Source organism: Tropicibacter alexandrii (assembly GCF_003667315.2).
Classification (GTDB): Bacteria; Pseudomonadota; Alphaproteobacteria; order Rhodobacterales; family Rhodobacteraceae; genus Tropicibacter; species Tropicibacter alexandrii.
The window spans coordinates 67,290-90,532 of sequence record NZ_RCTZ02000002.1 but is presented as its reverse complement, the minus strand read 5'-3'; the positions used below and the strand labels follow the sequence as shown (position 1 = coordinate 90,532).

Here is a 23,243-nt window from a genome sequence, read left to right as displayed (position 1 = left end):
TGCCCGAGCAGATAGGGTCTGCAATGCCGGGCCGCCCAAGAAAAAGCCCCGGACACGCGGTCCGGGGCATTCAGGTGGCCCGTGTTCATCTCAGGCTGGGGAAGAACAATGTTGGCGCGGGCCGGACGGCCCACACGCATCTCACCACTTCTGCGGACCCTTTTCGGCAAAGGCATGCGCAAGGAAGTCGATGAAGGCACGCACCTTCGGCTGGGTGAACCTGCCCGGCGGATAGACGGCATAGACGCCCTGCGTCTCCATCGGCAGATCGGGGATCGCGTCCTCGACCAGCCCCTGCTCCATCGCATCGTGATACAGGTAGGACGGCAGGTAGGCGATCCCGAGGCCCGCGATACAGGCGTTCAGCAGCGACTGGCCGTCATTGACCGTCAGCCAGCCCGCAGTCCGCACCTGACGCTTTTCCCCCGAGGGCGCGGTCAGCTTCCACACGTTGCCAGACGCTTGGTTGGAGTAGTGCAAGAGCTTGTGTTCGTTCAGATCATCGATCCGCTGCGGCCGCCCGAATTTCTCGAAATACGACGGCGCGGCGATCATGCGCTTCGTCGTCTCGGTCAGCTTGCGGGCGCGCAGGGTGCTGTCCTCCAACTCGCCGATGCGCACGGCCATGTCGAAGCCTTCGGAAATCAGTTCGACGTAGCGGTTGTTCAGCACCATGTTGACGGTGATGTCCGGGAATTCCGCAAGGAACTCCCCCAGAACCGGCGACAGGTGATTGACGCCAAAATCGGTGGCCACGGAAATCCGCAGCAACCCCGAAGGCGCCGATTGCATCGAGGTCACCAGCGCATCCGCCTCGCCCGCATCGTTCAGCACGCGCCGGGCGCGGTCGTAATAGGCTAGGCCGATCTCGGTGGGGGATACCCGCCGGGTCGTCCGGTTCAGAAGCCGCGCGCCAAGGCGGGCCTCAAGGCTGGAGACGTGCTTGGAGACGGCGGATTTGGAAATCCCCATCTTCTTGGCCGCATCCGTGAAACCACCTTGGTCCACCACGGTCGCGAAGGCCTCCATTTCGGTCAGACGATCCATGCGCGTCTCCCATCACTCGTTCACTGTCCCGTACAGGTTTGCCCGGCAAAAGGGGCGCAACTGGGGCAGCGCAGCGACAATTCAGGGGAATCTGGGTCAGCCGTTTGTAGGCTGGAAACGGCGCGCCGTGATGCGGCTCACACCGAGGGACGCGGAATCGTGTTATCGTTCCTGCGCGAACACATGGGAGGATTGTCATGCTTTGGAAAACGGTCGTGGCCACGGGTCTGTTGCTGATGCCGCTGTCGCTTGTCGCGCAAGAGGGCGGAGAGACGCCCGCACCTGACGGCGCGCAGGTCTACTTCGTCAATCTGTCGGATGGTGACACGGTCAGCGCACCGGTCACGGTTGTCTTTGGCCTGAAAGGCATGGGCGTCGCCCCGGCCGGAACGGACAAGGAGAACACCGGTCATCACCACCTGCTGATCGACCGCCCTGCGTTTGGCGAAGGCGAAGAGGGCGAGATGGCCATGGGCCTGCCCGCCGACGACAATCACAGGCATTTCGGCGGCGGACAGACCGAGGTCTCGCTCGATCTGGCCCCGGGGGACCACACGCTGCAATTGGTCATGGGTGATGCGGGGCACGTGCCGCACAGCACCCCGATCGTGTCCGAGCGGATCACGATCACGGTCGACTGACAAAAAAAGTAGGATGGGTCTGAACCCATCCTACCCCGGATCACGCCGCCTTTTGATTGTGGCGGCCTTCTTCGATTTCTTCGACGATCTTGCTGACGAAAGCCTTCAAATCGTCGGGGTTGCGCGACGTCACGATGCCGCTATCGGCAACCACCGGCTCGTCCATCACTCGTGCGCCCGCATTCTTCAGATCGGTGCGCAGCGACGGGTAGGACGTCATTTCGCGTCCCGCCACGATGTCCGCCTCGATCAGCACCCACGGTGCGTGGCAGATGGCCGCGATGACCTTGCCCTGCCGGGCAAAGGACCGCACCAGTTCGACCGCCGCAGCGTCGACCCGCAGCAGGTCCGGATTGATCTGGCCGCCGGGAATGACGATCGCGTCGTATTGCGTCGCATCGACATCGGCGATCTTCAGATCGGCTTCGGCCTCACGGCCCCAGTCGCTGCCTTCCCAACCCTTGACGGCCTTGCCGTCGGGCGTGGCAACGTGCAGTTCCGCGCCCTTGGCGCGCAGCTGGTCACGGGGGAATTCCAGTTCCGACTGCTCGAAACCGTGGCTGGAAATGAGGACGATCTTGGCGTCTGTAATCTTTGTCATGGTACCCTCCATATCAGGCGTTCACAGGCCCAACCCGCCACCGGCCACAACGTTCCGCCACCCACCGACAGGCCGTGGACAGGTGCCCCCTTCCGCAGCCCCTTGCATTCTTGGCCCGTTCCATCGGATACACCGCACATGCCCCGCACCGCCCCCCTCCGGACCGACTGCTCGCAATGCGCTGCCCTGTGTTGCCTCGCGCTGGCCTTCGACAAGGGCCGCGACTTTGCCTTCGACAAGAACCCGGGCGAGCCGTGCCGCAACCTGTCTGGCTATGACTGCGCCATCCATGACGACCTGACCGAACGGGGCATGAAAGGCTGTGTCGCCTATGATTGCCTCGGCGCTGGCAACCGCGTGGTGCAAGAGGTGTTCGACGGCCGGTCTTGGCAGACCGAACCGCGCCTGACCCGCGTCATGATCGAGGCCTTCGCCGCCATGCGCGAAGTCCACAAGCGCATCGACCTGCTGCGTGCCGCAGGCGCGTTCGAGCTCGACCCGCGCGACGACCAGACCCGGCGCAGCCTTCTGGCCCAGCTCGAAACCCGCCGCTGGAGCGGGCCCGAGCTGAACGAATTCGAAGTCGGTCTCGCGCTCGAAGTCGACCTCTTCGCACACGCGATCCGCGACCGCCTGCCCGAGGACTTCTTCGAAGACCGCTAGCGCCGTTATAGCCCCGCCGCCAGCCGCACGCCTTGGTCGATGGCCCGCTTGGCATCCAGTTCCGCCGCCACATCCGCGCCGCCGATCACGTGGCAGGACACGCCCGCCGCTTCCAAAGCATCCGCCAGCGACCGCTCGCTGACCTGCCCGGCGCACAGCACCACCGTATCGACCGCGACCACCTCGGGGCGCTCGCGGGCCTCGCCATAGCTGACATGCAGGCCCGCATCGTCGATCCGCTCGTAATTCACCCCGGCGCGCATCTCGACGCCTTTCATCTTCAGCGCCGCGCGGTGGATCCAGCCGGTGGTCTTGCCCAGCCGCTTGCCCGGCTTTTCCGCCTTGCGCTGGAACATCACCACCTGCCGCGCGGCAGGGTCGGGCTGCGGCCCCTCGGGGGCCAGCCCCGCACGCGCCTCGGCCGGATCGGCCACGCCCCATTCGCGCCGCCACGCGGCCACGTCCAAGGTCGGGCTGTCGCCGGTCACGAGATATTCACTGACGTCAAAGCCGATGCCGCCCGCGCCGATCACCGCGACGCGCTTGCCGACTTCTGCCCCGCCGCGCAACACATCGACATAGCCCACCACCGACGGATGATCCTGCCCGGCGATCTCCGGATCGCGCGGGTTCACGCCCGTGGCCACGATCACCTCGTCAAAGCCGGTCAGGTCGTCCACCCCCGCCGCTGCGCCCAGCCGCAGCTCGACGCCGCGCTCGGCCAACATGGCGGCGAACCAATCGACCAGCCCGTGGAATTCCTCCTTACCCGGCACGACCTTGGCCATGTTCAACTGCCCACCGATCTGGTCGGCCTTGTCGAACAGCACGACCTTGTGCCCGCGCTCTGCTGCGGTGATCGCCGCCGACAGGCCCGCAGGCCCCGCGCCCACCACCGCGACCGATTTGGCCGTTGCGGCCTTTTCGACGACCAAACTCGTCTCGAACGCGGCCTTCGGGTTGACCAGACAGGACGACACCTTGCCCGAGAAGGTGTGATCCAGACAGGCCTGATTGCAGGCGATGCAGGGCGCGATCAGGTCCGCCCGGCCCGCCTCGGCCTTGGCGACGAAATCCGGGTCCGCAAGGAAGGGCCGCGCCATCGACACCATGTCGGCGCAGCCCTCGGCCAGCACCTGTTCCGCCACATCCGGCGTGTTGATGCGGTTCGAGGTGATCACCGGGATTCCCACCTTGCCCATCAATTTCCGCGTCACCCAGGCAAAGCCCGCGCGCGGCACAGATGTGGCAATCGTCGGCACCCGCGCCTCGTGCCAGCCGATGCCAGTGTTCAGGATCGTCGCGCCCGCAGCCTCCACCGCCTGCGCCAGCTGCACCACCTCGTCGAAGGTCGAGCCATCAGGGACGAGGTCGATCATGCTGAGACGATAGATCACGATGTAATCCGGCCCCACGGCGGCGCGCACCCGGCGCACCACCTCCAGCGGCAGGCGCATGCGGTTCTCGTAGGACCCGCCCCAGCGATCCGTCCGCTTGTTGGTATGCGTCACGAGGAACTGGTTGAGGAAATACCCCTCGGACCCCATCACCTCGACGCCGTCATAGCCCGCCTCGCGTGAGCGAACGGCGGCGGTGACGATATCGGCGATCTGTTTCTCGATCCCATCCTCGTCCAGCTCCTTCGGCGGAAAGGGCGAGATCGGCGACTTGATCGGCGAGGGCGCCACGCATTCGGGCCCATAAGCATAGCGCCCCGCATGCAGGATCTGCATGCAGATCTTGCCGCCCGCGTCATGGACCCGGTCTGTCACGATGCGATGGTTGGCGATATCCGCGTCGGTATAAAGCCCCTCGGCCCCCGGAAAGACCCCGCCCTCGCGGTTTGGTGCCATACCTCCGGTGACCATCAGGCCGACCCCACCGCGCGCCCGCGTGGCATAGAACTCGGCCACGGCGTTCCAGTCGCCGCGCTCTTCGAGATTGGTGTGCATGGACCCCATCAACACGCGATTCTTCAGCGTGGTGAACCCAAGGTCCAGCGGCGACAGCATATGCGGATAGTCGGTCATGGCGGGCCTCCCTGTTTGTCCCGCACCTCACCCGATCCGGCCCGCGCTGTCACGGTGAAACGTCGCGTCAGAGCCGTCACGCCACCGCCAACACCGCCTCCCGGTGCGGGTCGGGGGCGGCAAAGCCAGCCTCGGCCGGTTGCGCCACGCCAAACCCGCTCATCCGCTGGGCCAGTTCCTGCGCCGCGGTGGCGATGCGTTCGGACAGGGCGGCCATCTGCTCGCCCATGGCGGCATTCGCCTGTGTATTGCTGTCGATCGCACCAATCGTATCGGTGAAGGCATCCAGCGCCTTGCTCTGCTGGGCGCTCTCGGCGTTGATATCCTGATTGACCCGGCTGACCGCATGCACCGTCTCGCGGATTTCCCCCAGCGAGGCGATGGCGTTGGACACCAGTTCCACGCCCTCGCTGACCCGCTGCTCGCTGTCGACGATGAGCGTGCGGATGCCGCTGGCGGCCTGCGCGGTGCGTTGCGCCAATTGCTGGACCTCGGTGGCCACCACGGCAAAGCCCTTGCCCGCGACACCAGCCCGCGCGGCCTCGACCCCGGCATTCAGCGCCAGCAGGTTGGTCTGGAAAGAGATGTCGTCGATCAGGTCGATGATCCGCGCGATCTCCCCCGACGAGGACTCGATGGATTTCATCGCCTCGACCGCCCGCGTCGTCACCTCGCCCGAGCGCGCCGCGCGCTCGTTCGCCTCGGTGGCCAGCCGAAATGCCTCGGCGGCGCGCTGCGCGGTCATGCGGACGCTGCCGGACATGGCGGCAAAGCCCTCATTCGCCGCGCTCAGGTCGCTGGCCTGCCGCTCACCGCGTTGCGACATCTCGATCGCTGCGCCGTTCAGGCCCGATGCCTCGTCTCGGAAGGCGCAGGCGGCCTCGGCGGTGTCGCGAATCGTGTCGCGCAGGATATCCACCGCGCGGTTGAAGTCCTGCCGCATCGCCTCGTACCGGCCATCGAGCGGGGCCTCGATGGTGCAGGTCAGGTCGCGATTGGCAAGTCGGCCCAGATGCGCGCGCAGCAGGTCGACCACGGTGTTCGCCGCCTCTTCGGCACGGGCAGAGGCCGTCTGCGCCTCGCTGGCGAGCCCGGTCTGACGGGCCGCCTCCTGCACGGCGGTCGCGGCCTGTGACAGCGCCGCGTTCCGGTTGAGCACGATCATAGCCAGACCGAAAGTCTCGATCACCACGACGACAGCATGCAGACCGCTGCGCAGCACATTCGCCCACAGGTCGAACGAGGGATAGACAAGCTGCGGCATGACGACCGTCAACAGCACGTGATGCACGGCGATCAGCCCCGCCCCCCAGATCAGCAGCCGCACCCGCGACAGCATCGACACCGCAGCCAACTGGACGAAGAACAGCATATGCATGTCCAACTGCCAAGCCTGCCCGGAGGCCGCCGCCACCGCCAGCATCGGCATCCCGACCAGCGCCGCGACAAGGCCATACTCCGCCGCGCTTGCCTTCAGGCGGGTGCAGGCCAGACCCAGCCCGAGCAGCAGCACGGCCGCGATGGCCTCCGGCATGATCGCATTGCCTGCGACCATGGCCGCCCCGATCGGAAAGGGCGCAATCAACAAAAGGGAAAGGACCGCAAGCTTGCGGTCCTTGAGCGTGTCCAAGTTTGGTCGGGTCGTCACTGGGGGTTCCTTCGATTTGTAACCCCCTGATATCCGACCGCGTTTACGACGAGATTAACGCCCGCTATTCGGCGGCATCCCGTCGCGGCAAGACCCAGTCGACCCGCGGGAAGTGGCAGGTATAGCCGCCCGGATAGCGTTGCAGGTAATCCTGATGCTCGGGCTCGGCCTCCCAGAAATCGCCCACCGGCTCGACCTCGGTCACCACCTTGCCCGGCCACAGGCCCGAGGCCTCGACATCGGCGATGGTCTCCAGCGCGCAGGCGCGCTGTTCGTCCGAGCAGTAGTAGATCGCCGAGCGATAGCTCATGCCCACGTCATTGCCCTGACGATTCATCGTGGTCGGATCGTGGATCTGAAAGAAATATTCCAGGATGCGGCGATAGCTGATGCGCTCGGGATCGAACAGGATCTCGATCCCCTCTGCATGGGTGCCATGGTTGCGATAGGTCGCGTTGGGCACATCGCCCCCGGTATAGCCGACGCGGGTCTTTTCGACCCCCGGCAGCTTGCGGATCAGCTCTTCCATACCCCAGAAGCAGCCCCCCGCCAGAACGGCGCGTTCGGTCATCACAAATCCTCCACTTGGTCGATATATTGGCCATAGCCCTCGGCTTCCATCTCTTCCTTGGGGATGAAGCGCAGCGAGGCCGAGTTGATGCAGTAGCGCAGCCCGCCCCGGTCCTGCGGCCCGTCCGGAAAGACATGGCCAAGATGGCTGTCGCCGTGGCGCGAGCGGACCTCGACCCGGATCATCCCGTGCGTGGTATCGCGCAGCTCGACAATATTGTCAGGTTCCACCGGCTTCACAAAGCTCGGCCAGCCGCAGCCCGATTCGTATTTGGCGGCGCTGACGAACAGCGGTTCGCCCGAAACCACGTCCACATACAGGCCAGACGCCTTGTTGTGCAGATATTCGCCGGTGCCCGGCCGCTCTGTCCCGTTCTCTTGGGTCACGCGGTATTGCTCGGGCGTCAGGCTGTGGATAACCTCCGGTCTTCGCTCATATTTTGCCAATTTCCCCTCCTGTTTAGTGCAGGCTCAAACTCAGTTCCTTAAATGGGGCATGGATGCAAAAAGGGAACCCATCTGAAACAACACGCACATCTGTGTGCGTTGTGCTTGCGCGAACGGGGATGGCCCGCCTATCTAACAGGCGGGTGACATTCTTTTTTCTCCCAAGGATCGAAGGAGTCGCTCCGGGCGCTGGGATGGCAGCCTGGCGCCCGTCATGACCCGCCGTGGATCCCCCCGAGACGGTCCACGGCCCATCGCGCCGCATCCCGGACCACCTCGTCCGCATCCTCACATAGCGCTTGCGCCGCGTCCAGCAATTTGGAATCGCCGGAATTGCCGATCGCATACAGAACATTGCGCACGAAGCGGTCGCGCCCGATCCGCTTGATCGGCGAGCCCGAGAACCGCGCGCGAAACCCCGCATCGTCCAGCCCTGCCAAACCGCGCAACTCGGGCGCGCGCAGATCGTCGCGCGCATGATACTTCACCTCGTGGGCCTGCCGGGCGAACTTGTTCCACGGGCAGACCGCAAGGCAATCGTCACAGCCATAGATCCGGTTGCCCATTTTCGCGCGCAAGTCGACCGGCACCGGCCCGTGATGCTCGATCGTCAGGTAGGAAATGCAGCGACGTGCATCCAGCTGGTAGGGCGCCGGAAAGGCATCGGTCGGGCACACATCCAGACAGCGCCTGCAGGAGCCGCAATGATCGACCTCGGCCCCGTCCACCGGCAATTCCAAGGTCGTAAAGATACAGCCCAGGAAAAACCACGACCCCAGATCGCGGCTGACGAGGTTGGTATGCTTGCCCTGCCAGCCAAGGCCCGCCGCCTGCCCCAGCGGCTTTTCCATGACCGGCGCCGTGTCGACGAAAACCTTGATTTCCGGCGCCCCGCCCGCAGCCTCGATCAACCAGCGCCCCAGCCGCTTCAGCCGCTTCTTGACCACGTCGTGATAGTCGCGGTTCTGCGCATAGACAGAAATCGCCGCGCGGTCGCGCTGGCCCAGCACCTCCAGCGGATCGTGATCCGGCCCGTACTCCTCTGCCAGCATGATCACCGACCGCGCCTCTGGCCAAAGCACATCCGGCGCGCCGCGCCAATGCATCCGCTCAGCCATCCAGCCCATCTGCCCATGACGCCCCTGCGCCACGAACGCCGCCAGCCGCTCGGCCACCTGCGGCACATCCCAAGGCTTGCAGACCCGGCAGGCCGAGAACCCGACCGCCTCTGCCTCCGCCTTCAGCCGTGCCGCGAGATCCTGCACGAAACCCCCTGCTTCTTTGGTCCCCAAATACCTCGGGGAGCGCGAGGGGCTGGCCCCTCGCTCCGACAGCCGATCTCAGAAATCCAGATCGGCATAATGCGGCGGCGGCGGAAAGCCCGGTACCTGGTCAGCCAGGATGCTGCGGAAGGCCGGGCGCGACTTGATCTTGGCATACCAGTCCTTCACGGTCTGGCTGCGGTTCCAATCCACATCCGAGATATAATCCAGCGACGACAAGTGCGCCGCAGCGGCAAAATCCGCCAGCGTCATGCTATCCCCGGCCAGCCAGCGCCGGTGATCCAGCAGCCAAGCCATGTAATCGAGATGATACTTGATCGCCTTGGCCCCGGCCTTCACGTTGCCGCTGTCGGGGAAGCCCATCTTCATCACCTTCTTGTTGACCCGCTCATAGAGCAGCTTCGAGGTGACCTCGTTGTGGAACTTGTCGTCGAACCACCCCACCAGCCGCCGCACTTCGAGCCGCGCATCGGCGCCCTTGGGCATCAAGGCGGGCTCTGGGTACTTTTCCTCCAGCCATTCGCAAATGGCGGCGCTTTCGGCCATGGTCTTGCCGTCGATCTTCAGCACCGGCACCTTGGCCGCCGGGTTGCGGCGCAGGAAATCCGGGTCCTTTTCCCAGTAGGGCTCGCTCTCGAGATTGCATTCGATGCGCTTCTCCGCCAGCGACAGGCGCACCTTGCGACAGAATGGGGAGAGCGGAACGTGATAGAGGATGGCAGCCATCGAGAACCCTGAGACTTGGGGAATACGCCCCCTGATACAGGCGAAGCCGCCCCGGATTCAAGCGCCGCCCGCGCGCCGGCGGGATCACGCGCGCCGGGGCCTTTCGGCCACCGGTCCGATGGCGGGCCGGGGCTGAGCCCCGCGCACCTGCTCAGTTTTCGAAACAGGCGGCGCGGCCATCCGCGGCGATCGTCGCCGCCCCGTCCTGAATGGATCGCGCCCGGCGCGACACCGCCGCCGTCGGGTTCGCCGCGTCGCGGCGTTTCGGCGAGGGCAGCACCGCCGCCAGCAAGGCCGCCTGTCGCGCCGTCAGCCTGTCCGGACCGGTGTCGAAATAATGCCGCGCCGCAGCCTCGACCCCGAACACGCCCTCGTCGAACTCGGCCACGTTCAGATAGACCTCCAGAATGCGCCGTTTCGACCAGACCGCCTCGACCAGCGGTGTCATGCCCGCTTCCAGCAGTTTGCGCAGCCAGCTGCGGTCCTGCCAGAGATAGACGTTCTTGACCACTTGCTGGCTGATCGTCGATCCGCCACGCGCAGCGCCATCGGCGATCGCCGCGCGGATCGCCGACATGTCGAACCCCCAGTGATTGCAGAAATTCGCATCCTCTGCCGCCACGACAGAGCGCAGCATGACCGGCGCCACCCGGTCGATCTCGACCCAACTGCGGTCGACACCGCCAAGGCGGCGGCCCTCGCTCCAGATCGTGTGCGTGGTGGGCGGGTTCAACCCGGCATAGACCACCACCATCGCCAGTATCAGACCCACGGCCAGCCCCCCGATCCGCAAGCATTGCCGCAACAGCCAGCGCACCGGGCGCACCCGGCGCGGCGTATTGCCGGTTTTCCTTGCCTGTTTTGCCTTTTTCGCCATGGCTTTTTCATACCCTGCATGGCCGGTTTTGCGACAGGAAAAAGGCGAGGCCCCGCAAGGGGACCCCGCCATACACCGAAACGCCCATGCGGCATTCACTGACCATCTACCTGAACCGGATACGCTTGATACCACGTGAGAACAGTTTCTTTATGCCCGCGCAATTGGTTCCCGGGGCGTTTGAACTGTGGCCAAATTATGGAATTTGACCCAACGTCAGGTTGAAACCTAAAGTGGATGCACGTCGGGCGCGCATCGTGCAACCCTGCGACGAAAAAGCCCGGGCAATCGCCCGGGCTTCGTGTCTTTGCTCGGATCGGATCACTCTGCCGGAACGGCGAGGTCCTCTTCGATTCCCAAGGGGTACTCGATCTTGTTGAGCATCTCCTTCGGACAGACCTGAACGAAGTTGTCCTTTTCCAGGTCCCAGTTCTGCAAGATCGACTCGCCCTTGCGCGAGCGAGTCTCGGTCACATGCGCTTCGATCAAGCCCTTGAGCTGCGCTTCCCATTCCGGGGTGCGCACCTTGCAGGTGACGAGGCTTTCCATGTTCATCATGTCCGCCGACTTGCCCTCGGGGTCGTACAGGTACGCCATGCCGCCGGTCATGCCCGCGCCAAAGTTCGCACCGATCTCGCCCAGAATGACAGCGACACCGCCGGTCATGTATTCACAGCCGTTCGATCCACAGCCCTCGATCACCACCTTGGCGCCCGAGTTGCGCACAGCGAACCGCTCCCCCGCCTTACCGGCGGCAAACAGGTGGCCATCGGTCGCGCCGTACAGCACGGTGTTGCCGATGATCGTGTTCTCGGACGCCTCCAGCGGCGAGACCAGCGGCGGGCGCACGACGATCAGACCACCCGAAAGCCCTTTGCCCACGTAGTCGTTGGCATCGCCCGACACTTCCAGCTTCAGCCCCGGTGCGGCGAACGCGCCCAACGACTGACCGGCAGAGCCCGTCAGCTTGACGTGCAGGTGATCGGGCTGCAGCGCGTTGCGCATCCCGAACTTGCGCACGATATGCGACGACACCCGCGTGCCCACGGTGCGGTGCGTGTTCATCACCGCGTAGGACAGCTGCATCTTTTCGCCATCCTTCAGGAAGCGCGCGGCATCGCGGACGATTTCCGCGTCCAGCGTTTCCGGCACCTCGTTGCGGGGGCGGTTCAGATCGTACTTGATTTTGTCCGAGCCATCGACGCGGATCAGCAGCGGGTTCAGGTCGAGATCGTCCAAGTGTTCAGAGCCACGGCTGACCTGCGACAGCAGATCGGCGCGACCGATGACCTCTTCCAGCGACCGGGCACCAATCGACGCCAGTATCTCGCGCACTTCCTGCGCGTAGAAGGTGATCAGGTTCACGACCTTGTCCGCATTGCCGGTGAACTTGGCCCGCAGGGATTCATCCTGCGTGCAGACACCGACCGGGCAGGTGTTCGACTGGCACTGGCGCACCATGATGCAGCCCATGGCGATCAGCGCCGCCGTGCCGATGCCGTATTCCTCGGCCCCCAGCATCGCGGCCATGACGATGTCACGACCCGTGCGCAGACCACCATCGGTCCGCAGCAGCACGCGGCTCCGCAGGTTGTTCATCGCCAGAACCTGATGCGCCTCGGTCAGGCCCATTTCCCACGGCAGACCGGCATATTTGATCGAGGTCGCGGGCGACGCGCCTGTACCACCATTGTGACCCGAGATCAGGATCACGTCGGCCTCGGCCTTGGCCACACCAGCGGCAATCGTGCCGACACCGGAAGACGCCACCAGCTTCACCGTCACCTTCACGGTGGGGTTGATCTGCTTGAGGTCGTAGATCAGCTGCGCGAGGTCCTCAATCGAGTAGATGTCGTGGTGCGGCGGCGGCGAGATCAGCGTCACGCCCTTGGTCGAGTGCCGCAGACGCGCGATCAGGTCGGTGACCTTCATGCCGGGCAACTGGCCACCCTCGCCGGGCTTGGCACCCTGCGCGACCTTGATTTCCAGTTCCTCGCAATGGTTCAGGTATTCGGCGGTCACACCAAAGCGACCCGAGGCCACCTGCTTGATCTTGGCCGACGGGTTGTCGCCATTCGGCTCCGGCACGAAATGTGCCGGATCTTCGCCTCCCTCACCCGAGTCCGACTTGGCCCCGATGCGGTTCATCGCGACGTTCAGCGTCTTGTGTGCCTCCGGGCTCAGCGCGCCCAGCGACATGCCCGGCGTCACGAACCGCTTGCGGATCGAGGTGATGCTTTCGACCTCTTCGATCGGGATCGCCTTGCCCAGCGGCTTGATCGCCAGCAGGTCGCGCAGATGGATCGGCGGGTTGGCCTGCATCGCGTTGGAATACTGCTTCCACAGCTCGAACGACGCCTTGTCACAGGCCGCCTGCATCAGGTGCATGGTCTGCGCACCCCAAGCATGCGTCTCGCCCGATTTGCGCGCCTTGTAGAAGCCACCGATGGGCAGGACATTGGTCCCCTTGAAACCCAACGCATGCACATCCACCGCCTTGCGCTGCAAGCCGTTCAGACCGATGCCGGAAATGCGCGAGATCATGCCGGGGAAGTATTCGGCGCACATGGCGCGCGACAGGCCCACCGCCTCGAAGTTCAGACCGCCGCGATAGGACGACACGACGGAAATCCCCATCTTGGCCATGATCTTGAGCAGACCTTGGTCCACCGCCTCGCGATAGCGCGCGACGTTTTCGGTCAAGGTGCCATCCAGCAGGCCGCGATTGATGCGGTCGGCAAGGCTGTCCTCGGCCAGATAGGCGTTCACGACGGTCGCGCCGGCGCCAATCAGCACGGCGAAATAGTGCGGGTCGATGCATTCGGCAGAGCGCACGTTGATCGAGCAGAAGGTCCGCAGCCCCTTGCGCGTCAGGTGGCTGTGCACCGCGCTGGTGGCAAGGATCATCGGCATCGCGACCTTGTCTTCGGACACGTTCTGATCCGTCAGGATCAGGTGGCCGGCACCCGAGCGCACGGCATCCTCGGCCTCGGCGCGGATGCGGGCCAGCCCGTCACGCAGGGCGTTCGGCCCGTCGCCAAAGGTACAATCGATGGTCGTGCAGGGCGCGTTGAACTGCTTGGTCAGCTCCTCGAACTGTGCATTGCCGACAAACGGGCTGTCCACGACCAGAATCTCGGTCTGCGCGCTGGATTCATCCAGCACGTTCTTGAGGTTCCCGAACCGCGTTTTCAGGCTCATGACGCGGAATTCGCGCAACGAGTCGATCGGCGGGTTGGTCACCTGGCTGAAGTTCTGGCGGAAGTAATGGCTCAGCGGGCGGTACTTTTTCGACAGCACGGCAGAGGGCGTGTCGTCACCCATCGACGCCAGCGTTTCCTTGGCATCCTCGGCCATGGGCGCAAGGATCTGTTCCAGTTCCTCGATGGTGTAGCCGGCAGCGATCTGGCGGCGGCGCAGTTCTGCGCCCTCGTAGATCGGCTTTTCGGTCACGCTGGCCAGTTCCTCGTCCAGCTCGTTGATCTTGCCGACCCACTCGCCGAACGGCTGGCTGGCCGCCAGCGCGTTCTTGATCTCGACGTCGTGGTAAAGCTTGCCCTCTTTCATGTCGACGGCGATCATCTGGCCCGGCCCAAGCGCGCCTTTTTCGCGCGCGGTCGCCTCGTCCGTCGGCACCATGCCGATTTCCGATCCGGCGATCAGCAGTCCGTCGCCGGTCACGACATAACGCATGGGACGCAACCCGTTACGGTCCAGACCGCCACAGACCCAACGGCCATCGGTCATCGCAAGGGCGGCGGGGCCGTCCCACGGCTCCATCACCGAGTTGCAGTAGGAATACATGTCGCGCCACGCCTCGGGCAGCTCGACCGCCTGCTTGGACCACGATTCCGGCACCAGCATCGTCTTGGCCATCGGCGCGTTGCGCCCGGCGCGGACCAGCACCTCGAACACCGCATCCAGCGCCGCCGAATCCGACGAGCCGTTCGGGATGATCGGCTTGATGTCCTCGGCTGTGTCGCCGAACGTGCCGCTCGCCATGCGGATCTCGTGCGACTTCATCCAGTTGACGTTGCCCTTGAGCGTGTTGATCTCGCCGTTATGGGCCAGCATCCGGAACGGCTGCGCCAGCCACCACTGCGGGAAAGTGTTGGTCGAATAGCGCTGATGGTAGATCGCGAAGGCCGATTCAAAACGGTCATCCTGAAGGTCGGGATAGAATTCCGACACCTGCTCGGCCAGCATCATACCCTTGTAGATGATCGACCGGCAGGACAGCGAGGCGATATACAGCCCGTTCACGCCACCGGCAGCAGCGGCCTTTTCGATGCGGCGACGGATGACATACAGCTCGCGCTCGAACTGCTCCTCATCCACGCCCTTGGCGTTGGAGATCAGGATCTGCTCGATCTCGGGCCGGGTCGCGTTGGCCTTTTCACCAAGGCAGTCGACCTTCACCGGCACATGCCGCCAGCCATAGATGTAGTAGCCCATGCGCAGCACTTCGGACTCGACGATGGTCCGGCACATCTCCTGCGCGCCATGATCCGTACGCGGCAGAAAGACCTGCCCCACGGCGATCAGCTCGTTCTTGCGCGGGGTATGCCCCGTCCGCTCGATCTGGTCGTAGAAGAAGGGAACCGGGATCTGCACATGGATGCCCGCGCCATCGCCGGTCTTGCCATCGGCATCGACAGCGCCCCGGTGCCAGACGGCCTTCAGCGCGGTGATGCCCGCCTCGACCACCTTGCGCGACGGCTTGCCATTCAGGCTGACCACAAGGCCCACCCCGCACGAAGAATGCTCCTCGCTTTCGTGGTACATGCCGTTTTCCGACATCCACTTGCGCTTGGCTTCCTCGGCTGCCGCCCAGTCTGCATCATACTTGGTCATGGTTCACATCCTCCATGAATGGCCACTTGCGCGGCACCGTTATCTCGTCTCGGACCGTGAAGACCGCCTCGGCTTCTTTGGTCCCCAAATACCTCGGGGGTCCGGGGGCTGGCCCCCGGTCCCGTCCCGTCAATCTTCCGGCCCGCCACCTTCCAGCACACCGTACTTTTCCACGCAGTCCTGCCGCGTCAGCAACCGCCGCCCCGACTGGCCCTCATAGGCAAAGCTGTCGGGCTTGTGGTCGATATAGATCTCGTTCGTCATCTCGAAACCGTTCGGGTCGTCGAACACGCCAACGGGCAGTTCCGTCGAGCCGAACCACTGGCCCTGCATCGTCACCCGAAAGAACAGCCCCGTGCCGCAGTCCGGGCAAAACCCCCGCTCGGCCCAGTCGCTGGACTGGAGCGTTTTGACCGGCCCGGTCCAGGTGATGCTATCGGTCGGCACCGTCACCCCGATCAGCGCCGATCCGGTCCAGCGGCGACACATCTCGCAATGACACGCCCCGCATTTCGACGGCACGTCGCGCGCCTCGAACCGCACCGCGCCACACATGCAGCCGCCCTGACGAACCGCGCCGGTCACTCCGCCGCGACCGAGGCTTTGGCGTTCAGATCGGCCAGAACCGCCTCGGCGCAATCGCGCCCGTCGCGGATCGCCCAGACCACCAGAGACGCGCCACGCACGATGTCGCCCACCGCGTAGACGCCATCCAAGGATGTGCGACCCGTGGTGAACTCGGCCTTGACGGTGCCCCAGCGGGTCACTTCCAGCTCGGGCGCGCCCCAGAGTGTCTGCACCTCTTCCGGCTCGAAGCCCAGCGCCTTGATCACCAGATCGGCGGGCTCGTCATAGTCGCTGCCCTCGACCAGTTCCGGGCTTTGGCGACCCGTGGCATCCGGCGCGCCAAGGCGCATCTTTTGCACGGTGACGGCGCTGACAACGTCACCGCCCTTGAAGCCTGCGGGCGCGGTCAGCCATTCGAAGATCACGCCTTCTTCCTCGGCGTTCTGCGTTTCGCGCTGCGACCCCGGCATGTTCGCACGGTCGCGGCGATAGAGACACTTCACCGACTCTGCACCCTGACGGATCGCGGTGCGCACACAGTCCATCGCCGTGTCGCCGCCGCCGATCACGACGACCTTCTTGCCCTTGGCGTTCAGCTCGCCCGACTCGTACTCGGCCACGCTGTCACCGAAATTGGCCACGCGGTTGGACGCGGTCAGATAGTCGATGGCTTTGACGATGCCCTTGGCCCCGGCACCCGGCCCGCCCAGATCACGCGACTTGTAGACGCCTGTGGCGATGATGACCGCGTCATGCTGCGCGCGGATCTCGTCAAAGGACATGTCCTCGCCGACGTTGCAGTTCATCACAAAGCGCACGCCGCCATCGGTCAACTGCTGGTTGCGGCGCATCACGATGTCCTTCTCCAGCTTGAAGCCGGGGATGCCATAGGTCAGCAAGCCGCCCGCACGGTCGTAGCGGTCATAGACCGTGACCTGCACACCGGCGCGGCGCAGCATGTCGGCGGCGGCAAGGCCCCCGGGGCCTGCGCCAATGATGCCAACCGATTCAGGGCGTTCCTGTGCGGGGGCGGCGGGCTTGACCCAGCCGCGCTCCCACGCGGTGTCGGTGATGTATTTCTCGACCGAGCCGATGGTCACGGTGCCGTGGCCCGACTGTTCGATCACGCAATTGCCTTCGCACAGGCGATCCTGCGGGCAGATGCGGCCACAGATTTCCGGGAAGGTGTTGGTGGCTTGGCTGATCTCGTAGGCTTCTTCCAGACGGCCGGTCGCGGTCAGACGCAGCCAGTCCGGGATATTGTTGTGCAGCGGACAATGCGACTGGCAATAGGGCACGCCACACTGGCTGCACCGCGCGGCCTGTTCCTCGGCCTTGGCGGCGGCGTATTCGGCATAAATCTCGTCGAAATCCGCGCGGCGGACGGTCGCCTCGCGCTTTTCCGGCATCTGCCGTTCGACGTTGACGAATTTGAGCATCGGCTGCTTGGCCATAATCCACGCCCTCTCCTGAAGATCCGTTTGCAGCCTGTTACACAATGTCCAAATGGAATAAAAGTCAATTATACTGACCTATATTGCAGAAACAGCCTGCCGCCCCATCGAAATCTTGCGGCATCGCGGCGATTTTAGGTTACAAACCGGACCCAATTATCTCCTTCCCCCTGCAAACCAAGGGTTTATACCACGGACATCGACGCGACGGACCCATTGCCATGACCTTTACCCAGCTTCTGATTCTCGCCCTTATTCAGGGCATTACCGAGTTCTTGCCGATTTCTTCGTCGGGCCACCTGATTCTCCTGCCCTCGCTGAGCGGCATGCAGGACCAAGGACAGGTCATCGACGTTGCCGTGCATGTGGGCACGCTGTTCGCGGTGATCCTGTATTTCTGGGCCGATGTGCGCACCGCCGTCGCGGGGCTGCCACGCCTCGTCACCGGCAAGATCGACACCCCGGGCAGCCGACTGGCCTTTCTGCTGATCATGGCGACCATCCCCGTCGTGCTGTTCGGCCTCGCCCTGAAACTCACCGGCCTTGACGACAGCCTGCGCTCGATCGCGGTGATCGGCTGGACGATGCTTGGCTTTGGTATCGTGCTGTGGTGGGCCGACACCCGCGCCCCCGAAATCCGCGAGGATCGCGACTGGTCTCTGAAACACGCGATGTATATGGGCGTGGCGCAGGCCATCGCCCTGATCCCCGGCACATCCCGTTCGGGCATCACCATCACCGCCGCGCGGCAACTGGGCTACAAGCGCCACGACGCTGCGAAACTCTCGATGCTGATGTCGATCCCGACGATCATCGCCTCGGGCACGCTGCTCGGCCTCGAAGTCGCCAGCACCGCCGATCTGCAGGCCGCCAAGGACGGGGCGATTGCCGCCGCACTTGCTTTCGTCTCGGCTTTGCTCGCCCTGACCCTGATGATGCGCCTGCTGCGTTCGGTCAGCTTTACGCCTTACGTGGTCTACCGCGTGATCCTCGGCGTCATCCTGCTGTGGATTGCGTATACATAACGCTTCTTCTGGCCCGAAATACCGTGGGGTGAGGCCCGCAGGGCCGAGGGGCAAAGCCCCTTACACCCGATGATACGGCGAACCGCCCAAGATCGAGGCCGCCCGGTACAACTGCTCGGCCAGCATGACCCGCACCAGCATATGCGGCCAGACCATCTTGCCGAAGGATAGCAGCATATCCGCCTCGGCCCGCAGGGCCGGGTCGATCCCGTCCGCCCCGCCAATGACCAAGGCCAAATCCTGCCGCCCGGTATCGCGCCAGCGCGCCAGACGGTCGGCGAAATCCGGAGATGAGATCACCTCGCCCCGCTCATCCAGACAACACAGAACAGCCCCGGCGGGCAGCTTGGCGCGCAGCAGCGCCGCCTCGGCCGCCATGCCGCCGCCCTTCTTGTCCTCGACCTCGACGACGGAAACCGGGCCAAGTCCCATGGACCGCCCGGTCTTGTCGAACCGTGTCAGGTAATCGTCGATCAGCTCGCGCTCGGGCCCCTTTCGCAGGCGCCCGACCACGCAAAGATGCACGCGCATGGCCTCAGGCCTGCGCCCCCGGCGCTGCGGGCAGCCACATCTTCTCCAACTGGTAGAACTCTCGCACCTCGGGCCGGAAGACATGCACGACCACGTCGCCCGTGTCGATCAGCACCCAGTCGCCGGTCTCCTTGCCTTCCATCTTGGACATCACGCCCAGATCGGCCTTGAGCTGTTCCGACAGTTTTTCCGAGATCGCCGCGACCTGACGCGACGACCGCCCCGAGCAGATCACCATGTGATCGCACACGGACGATTTGCCGCGCAGATCGACCTGCACGACGTCCTCGGCCTTGTTGTCGTCGAGAATTTCCAGCACCTTGGCGAGGATCATCTCGCTGGTCACTGCGTTAAGGGTCACACCCGCCATGGGCTGTCCCCGTTCTGCGGGTGAACCCGCATTTGCCAAAGATGACAGGACATTGTCCTCCTATGGGTCACACGTCGATCACGCCCCGACGCTGGGCCTATCCCAGATATAACACCGGAGTCGTGAAATCTCAATGTAGGCAGGCCTGTCCGTAGGATGGGTTTCAACCCATCCTCCCCAACGTCACGCCCCATAGGGCACCCAGACGGTCTTGACCTCCGTCGCGGCGTCCAGAAACGCCCGCCCTTCGCCCTCCGGCCCGGACCAGTCACGCGCCATGCCGTCATTGACCCAAGTCCGCTTCAGCACACCCGCCGCGCCGCGCTCGATCTCAAGCGAGACATCCGCCCCCGAAAAGGACCAGACCGCGTCCACGTCCATATGCGTGGCCAAGGTCCCCGCCAGTTCCTCGTGATCGCCGGTGAGCAGATTCACCACGCCGCCCGGCACATCCGAGGTTTCCAGCACCTGCATCAGCTCCGCCGCCATCAACGGGAAGGGATCGGAGGCGACACAGACCACCCGGTTGCCCATGGCAATCGCAGGCGCGATCAGCGAGATCATCCCCAGCAAGGGCGCCTCATCCGGGCAGAGCATTCCGATCACGCCACATGGCTCGCGCAAGGCCACGGCCAGCCCGCGCACCGGCGCCTGCGCCACGCGGCCATCGAACTTGTCCGCCCAAGCGCCGTAGGTGAACAGGCGGTTCACCGCCAGATCGACCTCCTTGGCGCCCTCCTTGCCGCCGGTCAGCGCGTCGATCCGCGCCGCCAGCTCCTTGCTCCGGGCAGCCATGTTCTCGGCGATGTAATAGATCACCTGCGCGCGGTTATGGGCGCTCGCCCCGGACCACGCCGAGGCCCCGCGCGCCGCCTCGACCGCGTTGCGGATATCCTTGCGATTGGCCAGCGGGGCCTGCCCGATCAGCCGCCCCCGCTTGTCAAAGACGTTCCGGGCGTAGCCGCCATCGGGCCGGGCCTGCTTGCCGCCGATATACATCTTGGCGGTGCGGTCCACGGGCTGCGGCTCGGCCTCGTCCCCGGCAAAGGGCTCGACCCGCTTCAGCGCCTTCGCCTTGCCCATGGGCCGCGTATAGGCCTGCAAGCCTTCCCAGCCGCCTTCCCGGCCAAAGCCGCTTTCGCGCACGCCGCCAAAGGGCGCGGCCGCGTCGAACATGTTCGACCCGTTCACCCAGACCACGCCCGCCGCCAGTTTCGGCGCGACATCCAAGGCGGTGTTGATGTTCTCGGACCAGACGCTCGCCGCCAGCCCATAGCGCGTGTCATTCGCCACCTGCACCGCCTCGGCTGGCGTGCGGAAGGTCGTGGCCACCAGCACCGGCCCAAAGATCTCCTCCTGCATCAGCGCATCCGCTGGCGACAGGCCGGTGATCAGCGTCGGCGGATAAAAACAGCCCTCGGGCGCTGCGCCCCGATGCACCTGCCCGCCGCAGCCCTCGACCAGCGCCGCGATCCTCTCGCGTTGCACCGGATCGACGATGGCCCCCACGTCGATGCACTTGTCCAGCGGGTTGCCGGTGCGCAGCTTGTCCATGCGTTCGCGCAGGCGGGTATAGAACGTCTCGGACACGCCTTCCTGCACCAACAGGCGCGAGCCAGCACAGCAGACCTGCCCGCCATTCAGCCAGATCGCATCCACCAGCCCCTCGACTGCCGAGTCGAGATCGGCATCGTCGAAGACGATATAGGGCGACTTGCCCCCCAGCTCCAAGGTCAGCGCGATCCCGCGCCCCGCCGTGGCCGCGCGGATCTTGCGCCCCACCTCGGTCGAACCGGTAAAAGCGATCTTATCCACATCCGCCGCGACGATCCTCTCGCCCACCGCCCCATCACCCGTGACGATGTTCACCACACCTTTGGGCAAGCCCGCCTGCCGACACAGATCGGCAAAGCACAAGGCGGTCAAAGACGTCCACTCCGCCGGTTTCAGCACAACCGTATTGCCCATGGCCAAGGCCGGCGCGATCTTCCATGCCAGCATCAGCAGCGGGAAATTCCACGGGATGATTTGCCCGCACACGCCCAGCGCCTGCCGCCCGGGCAGTTCCGTTTCCATCAGCTGCGCCATCCCGGCATGGTGATAGAAATGCCGTGCCACCAAGGGCACGTCGATGTCGCGCGCCTCGCGGATCGGCTTGCCGTTGTCGAGCGTTTCCAGCACGGTCAGCAGGCGCGCGTGTTTCTGCACCAGCCGCGCCAGCGCGTACAGATACCGCGCCCGCCCCGGTCCGCCCAGCTTTTCCCATTTCGGCTGTGCCGCCCGCGCCGCCCGAACCGCCGCATCGATATCCGCCTGCGACGCCTGCGTCACTTCCGCCAGCACCTCGCCGGTGGCCGGGTTGCGGGTTTCGAACACCTCGCCCGGCGCGGCAAAGGCCCCGTCGATGAAGCAACCGAACCGCGCGCCCTGATCAGTGATCCAAGCCAGCGCGTCGCCCGCGCTTTCGGGGGCAGGGCCGTACTCCATGGTCTCGAATATCTCTTTGACGGTCATTGCAGATGCTCCAACAGGAGGTAAATCACGTAAGCCAGCCAGCAAAAGGCGACGGCCCAGACGGCATGCATGATCCGCGCCGAGCGGCGATGCAGGGCGGCATATCCCTCCATCTCCTCGGGCAGATCGTCGGGCGGCTCATAGCCGGGCTCCTCGCCCACCCTGCGCCGCAACCGCGTCGGCAGATCACGCACCGCGCGCTTCAACACGCGCCGCCGCCACCCCCGCGCGCCCAGAAACAGGGCAAAGAACAGGCCGAACAGCAGCATATAGGGATTGCTCCGCATCATGCCGACCGGACCCCCTGTTTCTTCTTGGTCAAAATACCCATGCCCGCTCACCCGATCGCGTGCCGCCACGAGGCGGAGTAGGCGCCCGTCACATGATGCTCCAACTGCCGCTCGATATCGCCCAATAGCGACGAGGCCCCAAAGCGGAACAGATCCGGGCGCAGCCAGCGGTCGCCCAGTTCCTCCTTGATCAGGGACAGGTAGACCAGCGCGTCCTTGGCCTTGGAAATCCCGCCCGCGGGCTTGTAGCCGACACGGCAGCCCGTCTTTTCATGATACTCCCGGATCGCGCGGATCATCACCAGCGACACGGGCAGCGTCGCGTTGACGCTTTCCTTGCCGGTTGAGGTCTTGATGAAATCCGCCCCCGCCATCATGCAGACCAGAGAGGCCTTTGCCACGTTCTGCAACGTCCCCAACTCGCCCGTGGCGAGGATCGCCTTGACATGGGCCGGGCCGCAGGCGGCGCGAAAGGCCCGCATCTCGTCATAAAGCCCCTGCCAATCGCCGCTCAGCACCTTGCGGCGGGAAATCACGATGTCGATCTCCTCTGCACCGGCCTTGACGCTTTCCTCGATCTCGGCAACCCGCAGATGCATCGGCGACAGCCCCGCCGGAAAACCGGTGCTGACAGCGGCCACCGGGATGCCCGAGCCCTCAAGCGCCGCAACCGCAGGGGCGATCATGTCGTGATAGACGCAGACCGCGCCCACGGTCAGCCCCTCAAGCCCCAAAGCCTGCAAAAGATCGGCGCGCACCGGCTGGCGCGCCTTGGCGCACAGCCGCGCGACACGGCCCGGCGTGTCATCCCCGGCCAGCGTCGTCAGGTCGATGCAGGAAATCGCCCGCGCCAGCCATGCAGCCTGATAGTCCTTCTTGACCGACCTCCGCCCCGGCAGGGTCGCCGCGCGCCGCTCGATGGCAGAGCGGTTCGCCCGCGCCCGCATCACCCAGTCCATGTCCAGCTCCATGCCGGGATTGCGCGCATCCTGCACCTGCGGCAGGTGATCGATCCCGGGTTTCAAAGGGCTTGAGGTCATCGCAGTCTCCGCACGGCATCAGGCCGGAACCTGCCAAGCCTGCCTTGCCCTGATCCCGAGTTCAA

20 protein-coding genes are annotated in these 23,243 nt (G+C 64.8%); 3 read left to right on the top strand and 17 right to left on the bottom strand.

From position 1 onward, the window contains the following. Positions 1–141: 141 nt before the first annotated feature. Positions 142–1,047 carry a LysR family transcriptional regulator gene (locus D8Z78_RS03020; RefSeq protein WP_121629192.1) on the bottom strand — a complete coding sequence of 302 codons (906 nt, stop codon included), beginning with the start codon at positions 1,045–1,047 and terminating at the stop codon, positions 142–144. 236 nt (positions 1,048–1,283) lie between these two features. On the opposite strand from D8Z78_RS03020, the gene D8Z78_RS03015 reads away from it, so the two are divergent. Next, positions 1,284–1,688 carry a DUF4399 domain-containing protein gene (locus D8Z78_RS03015; protein WP_121629290.1) on the top strand — a complete coding sequence of 135 codons (405 nt, stop codon included), beginning with the start codon at positions 1,284–1,286 and terminating at the stop codon, positions 1,686–1,688. 40 nt (positions 1,689–1,728) lie between these two features. Here the strand turns inward: D8Z78_RS03015 and D8Z78_RS03010 are convergent, their stop codons facing one another. Beyond that, a complete protein-coding gene (locus D8Z78_RS03010; RefSeq protein WP_121629193.1) occupies positions 1,729–2,289 on the bottom strand; it encodes a type 1 glutamine amidotransferase domain-containing protein in 561 nt (186 codons plus the stop codon). A 138-nt stretch (positions 2,290–2,427) separates the two neighbouring features. Between D8Z78_RS03010 and D8Z78_RS03005 the strand changes: the two genes are divergently transcribed. Next, a complete protein-coding gene (locus tag D8Z78_RS03005; RefSeq protein ID WP_121629194.1) occupies positions 2,428–2,952 on the top strand; it encodes a hypothetical protein in 525 nt (174 codons plus the stop codon). A gap of 5 nt (positions 2,953–2,957) precedes the next feature. On the opposite strand, the gene D8Z78_RS03000 is transcribed toward D8Z78_RS03005, so the two are convergent. From D8Z78_RS03000 to D8Z78_RS02955, 10 genes are all read right to left on the bottom strand, one after another. Beyond that, positions 2,958–4,982 carry an NADPH-dependent 2,4-dienoyl-CoA reductase gene (locus D8Z78_RS03000; RefSeq protein WP_121629195.1) on the bottom strand — a complete coding sequence of 675 codons (2,025 nt, stop codon included), beginning with the start codon at positions 4,980–4,982 and terminating at the stop codon, positions 2,958–2,960. 76 nt (positions 4,983–5,058) lie between these two features. Beyond that, positions 5,059–6,537: a methyl-accepting chemotaxis protein gene (locus tag D8Z78_RS02995; RefSeq protein ID WP_128910596.1), complete on the bottom strand. Its 1,479-nt coding sequence runs from the start codon at positions 6,535–6,537 to the stop codon at positions 5,059–5,061. A gap of 157 nt (positions 6,538–6,694) precedes the next feature. Continuing rightward, a complete protein-coding gene (gene msrA / locus D8Z78_RS02990; RefSeq protein WP_121629197.1) occupies positions 6,695–7,201 on the bottom strand; it encodes a peptide-methionine (S)-S-oxide reductase MsrA in 507 nt (168 codons plus the stop codon). Then, complete coding sequence (gene msrB, locus D8Z78_RS02985; RefSeq protein ID WP_121629198.1) at positions 7,201–7,647, bottom strand: peptide-methionine (R)-S-oxide reductase MsrB; 447 nt, start codon at positions 7,645–7,647, stop codon at positions 7,201–7,203. Before msrB ends, msrA begins: the two co-directional genes overlap by 1 nt. A gap of 212 nt (positions 7,648–7,859) precedes the next feature. Then, complete coding sequence (gene queG, locus D8Z78_RS02980; protein ID WP_121629199.1) at positions 7,860–8,912, bottom strand: tRNA epoxyqueuosine(34) reductase QueG; 1,053 nt, start codon at positions 8,910–8,912, stop codon at positions 7,860–7,862. A gap of 75 nt (positions 8,913–8,987) precedes the next feature. Next, positions 8,988–9,656 carry an FtsZ-binding protein FzlA gene (gene fzlA, locus D8Z78_RS02975; protein ID WP_121629200.1) on the bottom strand — a complete coding sequence of 223 codons (669 nt, stop codon included), beginning with the start codon at positions 9,654–9,656 and terminating at the stop codon, positions 8,988–8,990. A gap of 151 nt (positions 9,657–9,807) precedes the next feature. Next, entirely contained in the window at positions 9,808–10,533 is a 726-nt protein-coding gene (gene mtgA / locus D8Z78_RS02970) for a monofunctional biosynthetic peptidoglycan transglycosylase (protein ID WP_121629201.1), read from the bottom strand. 321 nt (positions 10,534–10,854) lie between these two features. After that, positions 10,855–15,387: a glutamate synthase large subunit gene (gltB, locus tag D8Z78_RS02965; RefSeq protein ID WP_121629202.1), complete on the bottom strand. Its 4,533-nt coding sequence runs from the start codon at positions 15,385–15,387 to the stop codon at positions 10,855–10,857. Between the two features lie 129 nt (positions 15,388–15,516). After that, positions 15,517–15,972, bottom strand: a complete 456-nt coding sequence (locus D8Z78_RS02960) for a GFA family protein (RefSeq protein ID WP_240671971.1) — start codon at positions 15,970–15,972, stop codon at positions 15,517–15,519. Next, positions 15,969–17,408, bottom strand: a complete 1,440-nt coding sequence (locus D8Z78_RS02955; RefSeq protein ID WP_121629204.1) for an NAD(P)-dependent oxidoreductase — start codon at positions 17,406–17,408, stop codon at positions 15,969–15,971. Before D8Z78_RS02955 ends, D8Z78_RS02960 begins: the two co-directional genes overlap by 4 nt. 221 nt (positions 17,409–17,629) lie before the next feature. On the opposite strand from D8Z78_RS02955, the gene D8Z78_RS02950 reads away from it, so the two are divergent. Then, positions 17,630–18,433 carry an undecaprenyl-diphosphate phosphatase gene (locus tag D8Z78_RS02950; protein ID WP_121629205.1) on the top strand — a complete coding sequence of 268 codons (804 nt, stop codon included), beginning with the start codon at positions 17,630–17,632 and terminating at the stop codon, positions 18,431–18,433. A gap of 60 nt (positions 18,434–18,493) precedes the next feature. Here D8Z78_RS02950 and rlmH read toward each other — a convergent pair whose 3' ends face one another. The 5 genes from rlmH to deoC form a co-directional block, all read right to left on the bottom strand. Then, on the bottom strand, positions 18,494–18,964 hold the full coding sequence (rlmH, locus tag D8Z78_RS02945; RefSeq protein ID WP_121629206.1) for a 23S rRNA (pseudouridine(1915)-N(3))-methyltransferase RlmH: 471 nt from the start codon (positions 18,962–18,964) through the stop codon (positions 18,494–18,496). Between the two features lie 4 nt (positions 18,965–18,968). Continuing rightward, complete coding sequence (rsfS, locus tag D8Z78_RS02940; protein ID WP_121629207.1) at positions 18,969–19,334, bottom strand: ribosome silencing factor; 366 nt, start codon at positions 19,332–19,334, stop codon at positions 18,969–18,971. A gap of 183 nt (positions 19,335–19,517) precedes the next feature. Further along, on the bottom strand, positions 19,518–21,848 hold the full coding sequence (locus D8Z78_RS02935) for an aldehyde dehydrogenase family protein (protein ID WP_121629208.1): 2,331 nt from the start codon (positions 21,846–21,848) through the stop codon (positions 19,518–19,520). Further along, positions 21,845–22,135, bottom strand: coding sequence for a hypothetical protein (locus D8Z78_RS02930; RefSeq protein ID WP_164932865.1), 291 nt, complete (start codon positions 22,133–22,135; stop codon positions 21,845–21,847). Before D8Z78_RS02930 ends, D8Z78_RS02935 begins: the two co-directional genes overlap by 4 nt. Positions 22,136–22,185: 50 nt before the next feature. Continuing rightward, on the bottom strand, positions 22,186–23,178 hold the full coding sequence (gene deoC, locus D8Z78_RS02925) for a deoxyribose-phosphate aldolase (RefSeq protein ID WP_121629210.1): 993 nt from the start codon (positions 23,176–23,178) through the stop codon (positions 22,186–22,188). Between the last annotated feature and the right edge of the window lie 65 nt (positions 23,179–23,243).